Below are 14,352 nucleotides of genomic sequence, written 5' to 3' on the forward strand. Positions count from 1 at the left end.
ACCCTGCGGTCAGGCCTCGCTGAAGGCCTGGCCGGTCAGCGGCTGGACCACCGGACGGCCCTGGCGGTCCTGCAGGATGTCCACCGCCACGCCGTAGGTGGCCTCCAGCAGGTCGGCGGTGACGATGGCCGCGGGTCGCCCGGCGGCCAGCAGGCCACCGTTCACCAGCACCAGCAGCGAATCGGCGTACTGGCAGGCCAGATTGAGATCGTGCAGCACCACCACGGTCACCTGCTGGTGCAGCCGGGTCTCGTGGCGTACCCGATCGAGCAGGTTGATCTGGTGCCGCAGATCCAGCGCGCTGACCGGTTCGTCCAGCAGCATCACCTCGGGTTCGCGCATCAGCACCTGGGCGAAGAACACCAGCTGCCGCTGACCGCCACTCAGGGCGCCCAGCTGGCGCGACGCCAGATGGCCGATCCCCACCTCGTCGAGCTTGCCCAGCGCCCGTTCCAACAGCTCATCGTCCAGATGCAGGGTCAGCCGTTCCAGGCTGCCCATGGCCACCGTCTCCAGCACCGACAGCGCCGCCTCGGCATGGGAATCCTGGGGCATATAGGCCACGCCCTGGCGCCAGCCCTCGCGCTGAGCGCGGAGCGAAGCACCCGCCACCAGCCGCCGCTCGCCGCGTTCGATATGGCCGGCCGCCAGCGGCAGGTCCCCGGCCAGGGCGCGCAGCAGGGTGGTCTTGCCGGTGCCGTTGGGGCCAAGGATCACATGGACCTGGCCGGGATGCAGTTCGGTGCTCAAACCGGAAATCACGGTGCGGTCGCCGCGCTTCAGCGCGAGGTCATGGAGGCGGATCATAGGCTGGACCTGCGCGGGGCGAAGATGAGCCAGAGCAGGAAGGGCACCCCGACGATGGCGGTGACGATGCCCACCGGAAACAGCGCCCCGGGCAGGATGGACTTGGACAGCACCGAGGCGAAGGACAGCATAAGGGCGCCGCAGATGGCGGACAGTGGCAGCAGGAAGCGCTGATCCTCCCCCACCTGCCAGCGGGCGATATGGGGCGCGACCAGGCCGACGAAGCCGATCACCCCGACGAAGCTGGTGGCCGTGGCGGTCATCACCGCCACCAGGATCAGTACCTTGAGGCGCAGGCGGCGGATGTCCACGCCCAGGCTCTCGGCACGCGCCTCGCCCAGGCGCAGCGCGGCCAGTTTCCAGGCATCGCGCAAGAGCAGAATGCAGCACAGCAGGGTCACCCCGGCAACGATGGCCAGGGTGGTCCAGGTGGCGCGACCGAGGCTGCCGAACAGCCAGAAGAGGATCTGCTGGGAAAGCTCCGGCGAGGACAGGAACTGCACCAGCGACAGCAATGACTGGAAGAGGAACAGCAGGGCGATGCCACCGAGGATGATGGTGTCGCTGCCGGTGCGCTTGAGCGAAGCCAGGGCGAAAAGGAACAGTGCCGCCAGCATGGCGAAGACGAAGGCGCCCAGCGGCACCCCGATCAGCGCGCCCAGGCCGAAGCTGCCCAGTGCCAGGCTGAGGGCCGCGCCACAGCCGGCGGCAGCCGCCATGCCCAGGGTGTAGGGACTGGCCATGGGATTGTTGAGCAGCGTCTGCATCTGCGCTCCGCCCGCGCCGAGGGCGGCGCCTACCGCCAGGGCCATCAGCGCCACCGGCAGGCGCAGGTCGCGGACGATGGCGTCGGTCATCGGCTGCCGCTCGCCGAGGCCGGTCAGGGACTTGAGCACCTCCAGCGGTGAAAGCAGCGAAGGCCCGGTGGCGATGTCCAGCACCAGACCCGCCAGGGTCAGCAGCAGAAACACCCCGCAGGCCCGCCAGCGCCGCCGCTCGCGGGCGCGCTGGTCGGCGATGGCGTCCGCGTGGCTGGAGGGTGAGGAAGCGCTCATGGATTCAGGCCTATGGCGAAGGTGCCCTGGGGCTGGATCGGCATGTAGCGGCGGTAGAACTCACGGTAGTTGGCCATGGGATCCACGTCCTGGAACAGATCCGGATAGAGCTGCTTGGCAATGAACTGCAGCATGGCGAAGTCTTCCAGGCTGCGCGAGGCACCCTGGTAGACGCCATAGAGACGCCCGTCGCGGATCGCCGGCAGATTGCTCCAGCCCGGTCGCTGCATGAAGGCGCGCAGGTGGCTGCGGGCGTCATTGGCGGTCACGCCGGGGCCCATGGGCAAGGCGGTGGGATTGCTGTTGTCCTCGCGCCCGGAGATGAAGATGACCTCTGGCTGGGCCATGAGCACCTGCTCCGGATTCATCACCCCCCACCACTGGATGAAGGGCGCGGCGATGTTGTCGCCGCCGGCCAGGGTGACCATGGCGCCCCACATGTTGCGGCCATAGGTGAAGGAGTACTCGGCCGGGCCCTTGTTGCCGAATTCGGCGTAGACCCGCGGTTTCGGCCGATGGGCCGCGGCGATGCGGGTCTGGATGTCCTGCACCACCTTGGCATAGAAGTCGGCCAGCTCGTTGGCCCGTGCCTCCTGGCCGGTGATGATGCCGAGCAAGCGGGTGGAGGCCAGGTGGCGTTCCAGGGTCTGGGCGTTGTAGTCGATCGCCACCACCGGGATGCCGAGCTGTTCGAGGCGCTTGACCTCGCTGTCCAGCGCCTGGAATTGCCAGGCGGCCAGCACCACCAGGTCCGGCTTTAGAGCGAGGACCTTCTCGACGGAAAAACTATTGTTTTCCGTCTCCCCCACATCGGGAAGGGTGGCCAGGGAGGGTCGGTGGGCGACGTTGAGCGCCCAGTTGGCCGGCACCTTGCGCTCCCAGGCACCGCGGGAGACACCGACCACGGCGTCGAAGGCGTGCTCGCCACCAACCGCCAGGTAGTCGCCATAGTGGAAGCCCAGCACCACGCGCTTGGCCGGCGCGTCGATGGTCACCGTGCGCCCGAGGACATCGGTGACCTGCCGCGTCTCGGCGAAGGCCGGAGCAATCAGAAAGCAAGCGATAAGCGTTACCAGCCGGACAGCCCACTGCCCGCGGCGAGCGAAACCTTTCATGGAACCCCTTGGACGTCTGCACCGCTCTAGCCGGGTGACTGCGGAGCGTGCAAAGGGTGCAACTTTACGCGGTGGCAGCGCCTGCGCCTAGCGCCCGCCACCGGCAAAGGGGAAGCCGTCGACGCTAGGTCGCGTCGGCGTGGCTGACCACGCCCTTGATCAGCACGGCCAGGGCCGCGAGACCGGCGGGCAGGAGCAGCGCGGTGAGCACCTGGGTGAAGGTCCAGCCCAGGCCCAGCAGGGTCGCGCCCATCCAGGCGCCAGTGATGGCGCCGAAGCGGCCGATGCCGAGCATCCAGGACACCCCGGTGGCGCGGCCATGGGTCGGGTAGTAGCGCGCCGCCAGCGAGGGCATGGCCGACTGGGCGCCGTTGATGCACATGCCGGCCACCAGCACCAGGGTGGCCACCAGGGCGACCTGGCCCAGGCTCTGGCCGACGCAGTAGGCGAAGATCCCGGCCAGGGCATAGAACAGGCCGATCACCTTGTGCGGATTGAATCTGTCCATGGCCCAGCCGACGAAGACCGCGCTGAGCACCCCGCCGAACTGGAACAGCGCGCCGATCAGGGCGGCCTGCTCCAGGCTGGCGCCGGCGTCGCGCATCAGCGTCGGCAGCCAGCTGGTGAGCAGGTAGACGATCACCAGGCCCATGAAATAGGTCAGCCACAGCAACAGGGTGCCGGCGCTGTAGTTGCGGTTGAAGATCACCGCGAAGACGTTGCCGGTCTTGACCGACTTCTGCTCGGGCACCACGAAGTGCCGGGCCTCGGCGGCCTCGCGACCGATGGGCGCCAATACCCGGCGGATGCGCTCGGCGCTCTTGCCGTGCACCACCAGATAGCGCGCCGATTCCGGCAGCCAGAGCAGCAGCACCACGGCCAGTGCCAGCGGCAGTACCCCGCCCAGCACCAGCAGGCTGTGCCAGCCATAGGCCGGGATCATCCAGGCCGAGACGAAGCCACCGCCGGCCATGCCCAGGTTGAAGCCGCAGAACATGCTGGTCACCAGTAGCGACTTGAGGCGCTCGGGGGTGTATTCCGAGAGCAGCGTGGTGGCGTTGGGCATGGCGGCGCCCAGGCCCAGCCCGGTGAGGAATCTCAGGATCACCAGCTGTTCGAGGTTGGCGCTGAAGGCCGACAGCAGGCTGAAGCCGCCAAAGATGAAGGTGGCGACCACCAGCACGCCCTTGCGGCCGAAGCGATCGGCCAGGGGCCCGGAGCCCAGGGCGCCGAAGACCATGCCGCCCAGGGCGGCGCTCATCACCGGCCCCAGGCTGGCCCGCGGGATGCCCCACTCCACCGACAGCGCCGGGGCGATGAAGCCCATGGCCGCGGTGTCGAGGCCGTCGAGAAAGACGATGAGAAAGCACAGGGCGACGATGCGCCACTGGTAGGCGGACAGCGCCTGGCGATTGATGAAATGCTGGACGTCCAGGGTGCCGGCTGTCGCCGTGGCCGAAGAATCGGCCAGGGGCACGGCGCCCGCGAGGGTTTGTGTCATGGTGGTCTGCTCGTGTTGTTGTTATCGACGTAGTGCGCCACTGCGCCGACGTTAAGCCCAACCCCGAACAGCTGACAATTCGATTATCGGCGATATGGCCGATAATCGACCGGATTCGCTAGTGGAACAGCCGGGTGCTCAATTCCTGGCTGGCCGCCAGCAGCACCGGCAGGAAGCGCGTCTCCAGCTCCTGGCGACTGACCCGACTGGCGTGGGTGCCGACGTTGAGTGCCGCCAGCACCTGGCCGGCGGCGTCTCTCAGGGGCACCGCCAGGGATCTCAGCCCCACCTCCAGCTCCTGGTCGACGATGACGTAGCCCTGCTGGCGCACCTGGCCCAGGCACTCGATGAGCGCTGGCGGCTGATAGAGGGTGCGGCTGGTCTTGGCCTGCAGATCGGCGTGTTCCAGGTAGTCGTGCAGGGCGGCATCGTCCAGGGCGGCGAGCAGGATGCGGCCCATGGAGGTGCAATAGGCCGGCAGCCGGCTGCCGACGCTGAGGTCCACAGAGATCAGCCGCTGCGGCGTCGCCGAGCGGGCGATGTAGAGGATCTCGTCGCCTTCCAGGGTGGCCATGGAGCAGGCTTCGTGCAGTTGCTCGCTCAAGCGATCGAGCACCGGCTGGGCGGTGACCGCCAGCGGCGTCGACGACAGATAGGCGTGCCCCAGGGTCAGCACCTTGGGCAGCAGCGAGTAGGTGCGGCCGTCGGTGGTGACGTAGCCCAGCTTCATCAGGGTATGCAGGCAGCGGCGCACCGCGGCGCGCGGGATCTCGGTGCGATGGCTGATCTGGGCGATGGTCAGCTGGCGCTTGCGCTCCTGGAAGGCATGGATGACCGCCAGGCCGCGGGCCAGGGAGGTCATGAAGTTGGGGTCGCCGGTGAAGGCTTCGATGCGCTTGGCTGGCGAGGCGATGATGGGCGGCGCGGCCAGTGGCGGCAGGCCCGTGGCGTGAGCGGTGCGGTTATCGTCCATCGGACCGGTCCTCGGCAGGCTTTTGATCGATTATCGAGCGAGGGGGCGATTATCGCAATCGCATTTCTCCTGGTGCCCGCTGACGCGCAGGGTCTTCCCGGTGCATGCTGAGGCTTCCCGCCCAGCCGCCTGGATGCCTGCCGATGAAGACCCTGGAAGATCATCTCAGCCATTACGCGAGCTACCACCGCGATCCGCGCAACATCGCCAGCCACTTTCCCGGCATCCTGCTGATCGTGCTGGCGGTGGCCATCCTGCTGTCGCGACCGGTTTTCAGCCTGGCCGGCTGGCCGCTGTCGCCCGCGGTACCGGTGGCCGGGGCGGTGGCGGTCTTCTACCTGCGCCTGGATCGGCCGCTGGGACTGCTGATGAGCGTGCTGCTTGGTCTTGCCCTCTGGCTGGGTGCCACGCTGGCAGCCCGGACCACGGGCATCTGGCTGGGCTGGGGGCTGGGCCTGTTCCTGGTCGGCTGGGCCATCCAGTTCGTGGGCCATCACTATGAAGGACGCAAGCCGGCCTTTTTCGACGACCTGGCCGGTCTGGCCATCGGTCCGCTGTTCATCGCCACCGAAGCGGTCTTCTGGCTGGGTGGTCGCCCGCAGCTCAGGCAGGCGATCGAAGAACGGGCCGGCCCGGTGCGGCGTCGTCAGCCCAGCCGATAGCGGATCGTCGGCCGATCGTCGGGGCTGTCCAGCGTCACCTGCGCCTTCACGCCCCAGACCTGCTGGATCAGCTCGGCCGTCAGCACCGCGGCCGGGGCGCCTTCGGCGACCAGGCGACCGTCGCGCAGCACCGCCAGGCGATCGCAGAACAGCGCGGCGAGGTTGAGATCGTGGATGGCCAGCACGCAGGTGGCCGGCAGGCGGCGGACCAGGTCGAGGATTTCCAGCTGGTGCTGGATATCCAGGTGATTGGTGGGTTCGTCCAGCAGGAGTTCGCTGGGCTCCTGGGCCAGGGCGCGGGCGATCTGGGCGCGCTGGCGTTCGCCACCCGAGAGGCTGTGCCAACGGCGGGCGGCCTTGTCGACCAGTCCCACCTGAGCCAGGGCGCGCTGGCAGACTTCGGCATCGCGCGCGCTCCAGGCGTCGAGCAGGCCCCGATGGGGTGTGCGGCCCAGGCGCACCACCTCGGCCACCGATAGATCGGCCTCGGTACCGGCCTGCTGCTCCACCAGGGCCACCCGGCGCGCCAGGTCGCGACGACGCAGGTCCTGCAGGGGCGTCTCGTCGAGGCTGACCCGGCCCTGCTCCGGGCGGCGCAGCCCGGCCAATAGCCGCAGCAGACTGGACTTGCCCGAGCCATTGGGGCCGAGCAGCCCCAGTACCCCGCCGGGCGGCACCGCCAGCGTCACCCCGCGGAGGATCGGCTGGCCGCCGGCGCTCCAGGCCACGTCCCGCGCGGCGAGGCTCATCGGACCTCCCGCGCGCGATAGAGGATGAAGGCGAAGGCTGGCGCGCCGACCAGGGCGGTGACCACGCCGATGGGCAGGGTCTGCTTGGCCACCAGGGTGCGGGCGACGATGTCGGCCAGCACCATGAAGAGGGCGCCGATCAGCGCGCAGGTGGGCAGCAGCCGGCCATGCCCGGGCCCGACCAGGAAGCGTGCCACATGGGGAATCACCAGGCCGACGAAGCCCACCGCGCCCACCAGGCTGACCAGGCAGGCGGTGATCAGGCCGGTGACCGCTAGCAGCAGCAGGCGCAGCGGCCCCACCGCCACGCCGAGGCTGGCGGCGGCGTCTTCGCCAAAGGCGAAGGCATCCAGCGCCCGGGCGCAGGCCAGGCACACCAGCAGCCCGGCGAGCACCACCCCGGCGGCCAGCCAGACGTCCGGCCAGCGCACCCCGGCCAGGCTGCCGAGCAGCCAGAACATCACGCTGCGCGCCTGCTCGGCATTGGCCGCGGTGGCGACGATATAGGCGGTCAGGGCATTGAACAGCTGGGACGCGGCCACCCCGGCGAGGATGATGCGGGTGCTGCCGCCACTGCCCAGAAAGGGCAGCACCACGGCGAAGGCCAGCACGGCGCCGAGAAAGGCGCCGAGCGAGACCCCGAGCACCCCGCCGCCAACACCCAGCAGCATCACCAGCACCGCACCGGTGGAGGCTCCTGCCGACAGCCCCAGCACATAGGGTTCAGCCAGGGCGTTGCGCAGCAGCGCCTGGAGGATGGCACCCGAGACCGCCAGGCCGGCGCCGCAGCAGGCCGCCACCAGGGCGCGACTGAAGCGGTATTCCCAGACGATGCCCTGGACGATGCGCTCCACCGGATAGGGCCCCAGGCCCAGGCCGTTGGCGATGGCCTGCAGACTGGTCAGCGGGGCGATGGGCATCTCGCCGAAGGAGGCCGCCAGCACCACGCTCGCCGCCAGCGCCAGCACGGCGGTCAGGCCCAGCAGCCAGCGCCAGGGCCGGGCCCCCTCGGCCGCCAGGGGCAGGCTCATGGTTGCGGCTTGGCCAGATCGGCGGCCAGGGTCTCGACGCTGTCCACCACCCGCAGCGAGGGATTGAGGGTCGGGGCGTCCACCACCAGTAGGTGGTTCTCGCGCACCGCGCGCAATTCGCGGGTCAGGGGATCGCTGCGCAGGAAGGCCAGCTTCTTGTCGACGTCATCGGCGGGATAGAGACGACGGTCCATACGCGCCACCACGATATAGTCAGGGTCCAGACTGGCGATGCGCTCCCAGCTCACCGCCGGCCATTCCTCGGCGCTGTCGACCACGTTGCGCAGGCCCAGGGCGCGAGCGATCCAGGCCGGCGCCCCGAGGTTGCCGGCGACCCAGGGATCCCCTTCCAGCCGCGGACTGGAAAACCAGAACAGCACCGAGCGGCCCTGCACCCCGGCGGCTTTGGCTTGCTCGCCCGCGGTAGCGATGCGGCGGTCCAGGTCGGCGACCAGACGCTCGCCGGCCGGCTGCACATCGAGGATGGCGGCCAGCTCCCGGGCTTCACGGGTCACCAGCTGCATGTCGAAGGGGGCGCTGCGGCTGCCGTCGCTATTGGAATCGGCGGTCACCGCCTTGCCTTCGCAATCGCTGGGCGCCACATAGGCGGCGATGCCCAGCTTGGCGAAGCGCGGGAAGTCCGCCACCTCGCCACCGGGGCCGACGTGATAGGTGTACTGAGCCGCCACCAGGTCCGGCCGGGTGCCGACCACGGCCTCGAAGCTGGGCGCGTTGTCGGCCAGGCGCGGAACGCCCTTGCCCTCCTCCTGCAGGTCCTTCGGCAAGCCGCCGAACCAGACCCCGGTGCCCACCAGGCGCGCGCCCACGCCCAGGCGCAAGAGCAACTCGGTACTGGCCTGACCCAGGCTGACCAGGCGCTGGGGCGCGCGCTCGAAGACCAGGTCGCGACCGCAGTTGTGGATGGTCAGCGGATAGGTCGTGGCGGCCTGGGCGCTAAGGGCGGAAACAGATAGCAGGCCGGCGGCGAGCAGCGGTGAAAGACGGCGAAGCATGGACTCTCCTTGGGATGACGCGTCCCTTGTGGATGATGGGTGTCCCCTGGCGAGGTCTGGCTCGCTTCTTACGAAGCTCACAGTGGCGCGACCGCGCCGGACTCTCACCGGCTTCCCGCCAGGGAACAGGAAGGTCGCCGAGGGTGGGCCAGCGGCGACCAGGATTCAAGCATTAAATGTTACTTTATAACAATCCCGGATCATACCAGCGCGGCGTATAGACCCACTCGCCGCCATCGGCCCGCGGAAAGCGCCGGGTATGGCTGGAGCCGAGGATCACCAGGGTGCGCGAATCCACCATGTCGCTGCGCAGGGCGCCGAGGCTGGTGTATTCGAGACCGCCACCGGGACGACCGACGTCGCGGCCGAGGATCACCGGGGTATTTGCCGGACGGCAGCTGCGCAGGACGTCCAGCGCCCGCTCCAGCTGATGCGGCCGGGCCTTGGAGATGGGGTTGTAGAAGGCCATGGCCAGGTCCGCCGCGGCGGCCTGGCGCAGGCGCTGCTCGATCACCGCCCAGGGCTTGAGGTTGTCGGACAGGGAGATCAGGCAGAAGTCGTGGCCCAGGGGCGCCCCGGCCAGGGCGGCGCTGGCCATGGCCGCGGTGATGCCCGGCAGGATCTCCAGCTCCACCGCCGCCCAGCGCGGATCATCGGCGCCTTCCAGCACCTCCAGCACCGCGGCGGCCATGGCGAAGACACCCGGATCGCCGGACGACACCATGACCACCTGACGGCCGCTGGCGGCCAGCTCGAAGGCATGGCGGGCACGCTGCAATTCTTCGCGGTTGTCGCTGGCATGGGCCAGTTGGTCCGGGCGCAGGGGGCCGGCCATCTGCACGTAGGTCGCGTAGCCGAGCACGTCCTGGGCCTGGTCCAGGGCGCGGCGTACCACCGGTGCCATGAGTTCGGCCGCACCAGGGCCTAAGCCCACCACGCTGAGGCGGCCACGGCGCTGGCCGAGGTCATCGGCGTCCAGCGGCCGGTCATGCAGGTGCAGGGCAAGGCCCTGGGCCTGGGCCCGTACCACGGCCGCCCGGGCGAACTCCGGGGTGCGGGCGTCGACGAATCTCAAGGGTAGGGCCAGCGCCTGGCTCAGCTCGGCCAGGCCGGGCGCGGCCATGTCTTCCGCCCGCGCCAGCAGCACTGCCACGGCACCTGGCGCATAGCCGGTGCTGGCAAGCAGTTCGGTGACGGCGGCAGCGGTGGCATCGGCGCGTACCGCCACCAGCACGGCGCGGGGATGGATGAGCAGGGTATGGTCGTCGGCGCTGGTCATGGGCGAGACCAGGATGCGCTGCCGCGCCTCAGGGTCGCGGGCCAGGGGCACCTCATCCAGCCAGGGCGCCTCGCCCTCGATGCGTACCGGGGCGCCGGCCAGCAGATCGGCCACCCGATGCTTGGCCACGTCGACGTCGGCCAGGGCATAGCCGGCCGGTGGATCGAGCAGGCAGGTGCCGAATCTCAGTTCGCCACTGGTGGTGATGGCCGGGGCCACGTCCAGCAAAGTACCCAGCTGGCGAGCCAGACGGTTGGCACCGGCCAGACCACCCAACAGCGGCACCACGGCGCTGCCGTCTTCGGCCACCGCCAGGACCGGCGGCTCGGCGGTCTTGTCATCCAGCAAGGACGCCAGGGTGCGGATGACGATGCCGGCGGCGCAGAGCACAACCAAGGGCCGCTGCTGGCGATAGAGGTCACGCAGGTGGTCGCCGAAGGCGTTGTAGCTGACATCGCCCTCGACCCGCCCGGCCAGGCCATGCACCAGACTGCCCGGCAGGCCGTCCTGCAGGCGGCGGGCAGTGGCCAGGGCGCCGGGGCCGAGGATGACGATGGCCGGGCTCAACCCTTCCATTTCACCCCCGGCACCACCACCAGCGAGAAATACGGCGAGGCCATGGGCTCGACCTCGTCCAGCGCGACGATGCGCTGGTTGTCCATGGTGGCGCGCTCGATATAGCGGGCACGCTCGTCCAGGCCGAGCTCGCGCAAGACCTGGCGCACCTTCTCGAAATTGCGCCCGAGCTTCATCACCACGGCGGCGTCGGCGCTGGTGAGGCGCGCCTTGAGTTCCTCGGCGGAGAGCACCCCGGAGAGCACCGTGAGGGTCTGGTTGCGATAGACCAGCGGCAGACCGAGCATGGCCACACCGCCGAGCATGGAACAGACCCCCGGCACCACCTGGGCTTCGTAGCGCTCGGCCAAGCGGTCGTGCAGGTACATGTAGGAGCCGTAGAAGAAGGGATCGCCCTCGCAGATCACCGCCACGTCACGGCCGGCGTCCAGATGGTCGGCCACCTGGGCGGCGGCGGTGTCGTAGAAGTCGGCGATCACCGTCTCGTAGGACAGCGGCGGCGCCAGCTTCTCGGTGGTCACCGGATAGACCAGTGGCAGGCGCTGCTGGCCGTCCAGCAGATAGCCCTCGATGACGCCATAGGCATTGCCGCCCTGGCCCGCGTTGGCCTTGGCCTTGGCGACGAAATAGGCCACCACCGGCGCGCCCTGCAGGAGGCGCAGGGCCTTCAGGGTGATGAGTTCCGGATCGCCGGGGCCGACGCCCAGGCCGAGCAGGCGGCCGGCCATCACTCCACCTCCGTGGCCAGGGCATTGACCGCTGCCGCGGCCATGGCGCTGCCGCCACGGCGGCCGCGGACGATGACGTAGGGCACGCCGCGACTGTCGGCGGCCAGGGCGTCCTTGGACTCCATGGCACCAACGAAGCCCACCGGCATGCCGAGGATCAGCGCTGGCCTGGGCGCCCCGGCATCGAGCATCTCCAGCAGATAGAACAGCGCCGTGGGGGCGTTGCCGATCACCACCACGCTGCCGGCCAGGTGCGGCCGCCAGCGCTCCAGGGCCACCGCCGAGCGGGTGTTGCCCTGGGCCACGGCCAGCTCGCGGATACCCTCGTCGTGCAGGGTGCAGATCACCTGATTGTTGGCCGGCAAGCGAGTGCGGGTAACGCCCTCGGCGACCATGCGGGCATCGCAGAGGATGGGCGCGCCGGCCGCCAAGGCCGCGCGACCGGCCGCGCCGGCACCCGGGGAAAAGGCCAGGTCCTGGACCACGTCGACCATGCCGCAGGCGTGGATCACCCGCACGGCGAGCTTTTCCAGGTCGGCGGGGATGGCCGAGAGATCGGCCTCGGCGCGGATGGTGGCGAAGGATTGGCGATAGATCGCCTGGCCGTCGCGTTCGTATTCAAGCATCACTAGGACTCCGGGCCAGCCAGGCGGCCGCCTCGTCGAGAGAAAGGTGGGTGGCGCGCCGCCGGCCCGGACCGGGCTGGGTGGCGTCGCGCACGAAGAGGTCATAGCGACCGGGGGCCACCGCCAAGAGGGTGTGGGGCGCCTGGCCGGCCAGGGCGCAACTGCGCGGGCAACCGGAGAGATGCACCTCCAGGTCCGCCGGCAGCCGCTCGGCCAGGCGCAGGGCATCGCCCTTGGTGTCGGCTTGGCCCTTGGCGCAGCCCTGGCTGCCGGTACAGGCGATCAGCCGGGCCAGGGGTGCGGCAGGGTCGGTGGTCAGGTCCAGGGTGGTCAAGGCCGTGAGCAGCGCCTGGGCCTGGTCGACCGGCACATCGGGCAGCAGCAGGCCCTGCCAGGGGGTCAGGTGCAGGTCGCCGTTGCCGAGGTGCTCGGCCAGGTCGGCGACGGCGGCCAGGCTCGTTGCCGGCAGGCGGCCTAGGGCGGGCTGGGCGCCGATCCAGCAGTGACCCGGCTGAAGCTGGGGATGGCTGCCCAGGCGCAGCTCGGTTGCGGCCGCCGCGCGTGGGCTGCGCGGAACCGGCAGCAGGTCCAACCCCGCCAGCAACTCTGCGGCCGGGCACTGAGCCAGCAGCTGGCGCATGCGGCTCTGCTCGGGACCGGCGAGATCGAGAAAGCGATGCAGCAACCGCGTCACGGTCGCCACCTCCTGGCCCGGGACGATCAGTCCAACCGGCGCATCCAGCGGGATACCGGCGAGACCGAGCACGTAGCCCTCGGCGCGAGCCGACAGCCAGACATCGTGGGGATGATCGAGCCGCGCCAGGGCTTCGCCGCCGTCCAGTTGCAGGGCGAACTTGGCCGACAGCCCATGCAGTCGGCGGTCGCCCTCCAGCAGGGCGAGCAATTCGGCGGCCAGGGGACGAACATCCTGCAACTGCTGCGGGTCACGCCCCGCCGCCGGGCTGAGCAGCAGATTGCGCACGTCGTCGGCGGCCGGATCGCTCGGGCCCAGACCGGCGGCCTGCAAGGCAGCCACCAGGGCGTCGGCGCCGTCCGGGCGCACGCCGCGCAATTGCAGGTTGGCCCTATTGGTCAGCTCCAGTACCCCGTTCGCCCAGCGCTCGCTGGCGGCGGCGATCGCTCGCGCCTGGCCTGCCATGAGTCGCCCGCCCGGCAACTTCACCCGGCACAGGCCGCCATCGCGCGCGGGCACGATGCGCAGCAGCCCCGGACAGGCCGAAGGCCGCGGGACGAGGGCGGAGGGAGACGGAGGATTCACGGCGGAAGGTCGGGCTGAACGGGGAAAGACGTTATTATGCCCGCTTTGGTGCGACACGTATGCTCGTGTTGTGCTTGGTCGACCAGCTTAGTCTTGGCGCCGAAACCCTTGTTCTACAGGGGTTTGAAGCCTAAATAAAGCACGAGAGCCGGCTCTGCCGCGCCTGATTCGACCCACTTGTGGGGACAATGCGATCCCTGCTTGCCAGGGTAAGTACGTCTCAAATTTGGCCATTTTTGGCTATAAATTGATCAATCAGACGTAACAGAGAGCAATTTCCGCCAACGAAATTGTATCTAAATGTAACAAGACTCCCTGCGGGTGATTTGACCCCGCAAGGGGTCAATCCATCTCTGGGATGCCTTGGTCTCATTTGGCCCATGCCAACGTCGTGAGACGCTAGGGTATCTCGTCCAAGCACGGAGCAACCGCTCCGCTTGTGCATTGCTCAACCTTGCTAATACAGGGGGTACCGAGCCTGGCATGTACCTGCCAGTTCACTACATCGGCATGCGTCGGGGGCCAACCCTGAGGTGTGAAGCCCGGTGGACAATGTCCTATCCCGCAAGGGACGCGCTTGACTGGCAACAGCTTCGTGAAGCTTCCGAACTGCACGGAAGCTTAGGGCTAGTGACCCAACCCGTATGGTTAACGCATGTGAACCGTTGTTAGACCCCTCGTAAGCATAACTGGGCCTACGGCAGTTAATAGGCCCTGGCCAAAATCGGCAAAGCAGTCTGGCGCTCGTTGTCAAAGCTAACGACGCGGTACCACTACGACTGTCGGGGGAGAGACGGAACCTAACCGGGGAATCGATGCACATCGGGGAACGTGGCAATCCCGACCACCCGCCTAACCAGCAACATCGGAAGGCAGGCAATCCGCAAGGAAAGCTGTTGGGTGTGGGGAATGGGAGGGTGCAAAAAGCGAATGGCTGTCTGTAATGGGCGGCATATCG

Annotated in this window: 13 protein-coding genes and 1 riboswitch; of the genes, 1 reads left to right on the forward strand and 12 read right to left on the reverse strand. The window is 68.9% G+C overall.

Translation table 11 applies throughout. The features are described 5' to 3' along the window. Positions 1-9: 9 nt before the first annotated feature. The 5 genes from BMZ43_RS23765 to BMZ43_RS23785 form a co-directional block, all read right to left on the reverse strand. Entirely contained in the window at positions 10-807 is a 798-nt protein-coding gene (locus BMZ43_RS23765) for an ABC transporter ATP-binding protein (protein WP_093257274.1), read from the reverse strand. Further along, on the reverse strand, positions 804-1,862 hold the full coding sequence (locus BMZ43_RS23770) for a FecCD family ABC transporter permease (RefSeq protein WP_017642955.1): 1,059 nt from the start codon (positions 1,860-1,862) through the stop codon (positions 804-806). Before BMZ43_RS23770 ends, BMZ43_RS23765 begins: the two co-directional genes overlap by 4 nt. Beyond that, positions 1,859-2,977, reverse strand: coding sequence for an ABC transporter substrate-binding protein (locus tag BMZ43_RS23775; RefSeq protein WP_177344856.1), 1,119 nt, complete (start codon positions 2,975-2,977; stop codon positions 1,859-1,861). The genes BMZ43_RS23770 and BMZ43_RS23775 overlap by 4 nt, the downstream gene beginning before the upstream one ends. A 124-nt stretch (positions 2,978-3,101) precedes the next feature. Next, the gene (locus BMZ43_RS23780; protein WP_093257276.1) at positions 3,102-4,478 is read right to left on the reverse strand and encodes a 4-hydroxybenzoate transporter PcaK; all 1,377 of its coding nucleotides are present in this window, start codon (positions 4,476-4,478) and stop codon (positions 3,102-3,104) included. A 118-nt stretch (positions 4,479-4,596) separates the two neighbouring features. Beyond that, positions 4,597-5,451, reverse strand: a complete 855-nt coding sequence (locus BMZ43_RS23785; protein ID WP_068383265.1) for an IclR family transcriptional regulator domain-containing protein — start codon at positions 5,449-5,451, stop codon at positions 4,597-4,599. 143 nt (positions 5,452-5,594) lie between these two features. Between BMZ43_RS23785 and BMZ43_RS23790 the strand changes: the two genes are divergently transcribed. After that, positions 5,595-6,113: an Mpo1 family 2-hydroxy fatty acid dioxygenase gene (locus BMZ43_RS23790; protein WP_093257278.1), complete on the forward strand. Its 519-nt coding sequence runs from the start codon at positions 5,595-5,597 to the stop codon at positions 6,111-6,113. Here BMZ43_RS23790 and BMZ43_RS23795 read toward each other — a convergent pair. The 7 genes from BMZ43_RS23795 to cobG form a co-directional block, all read right to left on the reverse strand. Beyond that, on the reverse strand, positions 6,098-6,862 hold the full coding sequence (locus BMZ43_RS23795; RefSeq protein ID WP_093257280.1) for an ABC transporter ATP-binding protein: 765 nt from the start codon (positions 6,860-6,862) through the stop codon (positions 6,098-6,100). The genes BMZ43_RS23790 and BMZ43_RS23795 overlap by 16 nt on opposite strands. Next, positions 6,859-7,893, reverse strand: a complete 1,035-nt coding sequence (locus BMZ43_RS23800; protein ID WP_093257282.1) for a FecCD family ABC transporter permease — start codon at positions 7,891-7,893, stop codon at positions 6,859-6,861. Before BMZ43_RS23800 ends, BMZ43_RS23795 begins: the two co-directional genes overlap by 4 nt. Then, the gene (locus BMZ43_RS23805; RefSeq protein WP_093257286.1) at positions 7,890-8,906 is read right to left on the reverse strand and encodes an ABC transporter substrate-binding protein; all 1,017 of its coding nucleotides are present in this window, start codon (positions 8,904-8,906) and stop codon (positions 7,890-7,892) included. The genes BMZ43_RS23800 and BMZ43_RS23805 overlap by 4 nt, the downstream gene beginning before the upstream one ends. A gap of 30 nt (positions 8,907-8,936) precedes the next feature. Then, positions 8,937-9,084: riboswitch (cobalamin riboswitch) on the reverse strand. A gap of 6 nt (positions 9,085-9,090) precedes the next feature. Next, positions 9,091-10,761, reverse strand: a complete 1,671-nt coding sequence (cobJ, locus tag BMZ43_RS23810) for a precorrin-3B C(17)-methyltransferase (RefSeq protein ID WP_177344857.1) — start codon at positions 10,759-10,761, stop codon at positions 9,091-9,093. Beyond that, positions 10,749-11,489, reverse strand: coding sequence for a precorrin-2 C(20)-methyltransferase (locus tag BMZ43_RS23815; RefSeq protein WP_093257291.1), 741 nt, complete (start codon positions 11,487-11,489; stop codon positions 10,749-10,751). The genes cobJ and BMZ43_RS23815 overlap by 13 nt, the downstream gene beginning before the upstream one ends. Continuing rightward, positions 11,489-12,115: a precorrin-8X methylmutase gene (locus BMZ43_RS23820; RefSeq protein WP_017642945.1), complete on the reverse strand. Its 627-nt coding sequence runs from the start codon at positions 12,113-12,115 to the stop codon at positions 11,489-11,491. The genes BMZ43_RS23815 and BMZ43_RS23820 overlap by 1 nt, the downstream gene beginning before the upstream one ends. Then, on the reverse strand, positions 12,108-13,394 hold the full coding sequence (gene cobG, locus BMZ43_RS23825; protein WP_093257293.1) for a precorrin-3B synthase: 1,287 nt from the start codon (positions 13,392-13,394) through the stop codon (positions 12,108-12,110). The genes BMZ43_RS23820 and cobG overlap by 8 nt, the downstream gene beginning before the upstream one ends. Positions 13,395-14,352: the final 958 nt, after the last annotated feature.

The organism is Pseudomonas sp. Snoq117.2 (genome assembly GCF_900110545.1).
Taxonomy (GTDB): Bacteria; Pseudomonadota; Gammaproteobacteria; order Pseudomonadales; family Pseudomonadaceae; genus Chryseomonas; species Chryseomonas benzopyrenica.

What these genes read in the sequence shown, in the direction of transcription:
- BMZ43_RS23800 (WP_093257282.1), bottom strand. Translation starts at nt 7,893, where the DNA reads ATGAGCCTGCCCCTGGCGGCCGAGGGGGCCCGGCCCTGGCGCTGGCTG.
- BMZ43_RS23815 (WP_093257291.1), bottom strand. Translation starts at nt 11,489, where the DNA reads ATGGCCGGCCGCCTGCTCGGCCTGGGCGTCGGCCCCGGCGATCCGGAA.
- BMZ43_RS23805 (WP_093257286.1), bottom strand. Translation starts at nt 8,906, where the DNA reads ATGCTTCGCCGTCTTTCACCGCTGCTCGCCGCCGGCCTGCTATCTGTT.
- BMZ43_RS23790 (WP_093257278.1), top strand. Translation starts at nt 5,595, where the DNA reads ATGAAGACCCTGGAAGATCATCTCAGCCATTACGCGAGCTACCACCGC.
- BMZ43_RS23785 (WP_068383265.1), bottom strand. Translation starts at nt 5,451, where the DNA reads ATGGACGATAACCGCACCGCTCACGCCACGGGCCTGCCGCCACTGGCC.
- BMZ43_RS23795 (WP_093257280.1), bottom strand. Translation starts at nt 6,862, where the DNA reads ATGAGCCTCGCCGCGCGGGACGTGGCCTGGAGCGCCGGCGGCCAGCCG.
- cobJ (WP_177344857.1), bottom strand. Translation starts at nt 10,761, where the DNA reads ATGGAAGGGTTGAGCCCGGCCATCGTCATCCTCGGCCCCGGCGCCCTG.
- BMZ43_RS23820 (WP_017642945.1), bottom strand. Translation starts at nt 12,115, where the DNA reads ATGCTTGAATACGAACGCGACGGCCAGGCGATCTATCGCCAATCCTTC.
- BMZ43_RS23770 (WP_017642955.1), bottom strand. Translation starts at nt 1,862, where the DNA reads ATGAGCGCTTCCTCACCCTCCAGCCACGCGGACGCCATCGCCGACCAG.
- BMZ43_RS23775 (WP_177344856.1), bottom strand. Translation starts at nt 2,977, where the DNA reads ATGAAAGGTTTCGCTCGCCGCGGGCAGTGGGCTGTCCGGCTGGTAACG.
- BMZ43_RS23765 (WP_093257274.1), bottom strand. Translation starts at nt 807, where the DNA reads ATGATCCGCCTCCATGACCTCGCGCTGAAGCGCGGCGACCGCACCGTG.
- BMZ43_RS23780 (WP_093257276.1), bottom strand. Translation starts at nt 4,478, where the DNA reads ATGACACAAACCCTCGCGGGCGCCGTGCCCCTGGCCGATTCTTCGGCC.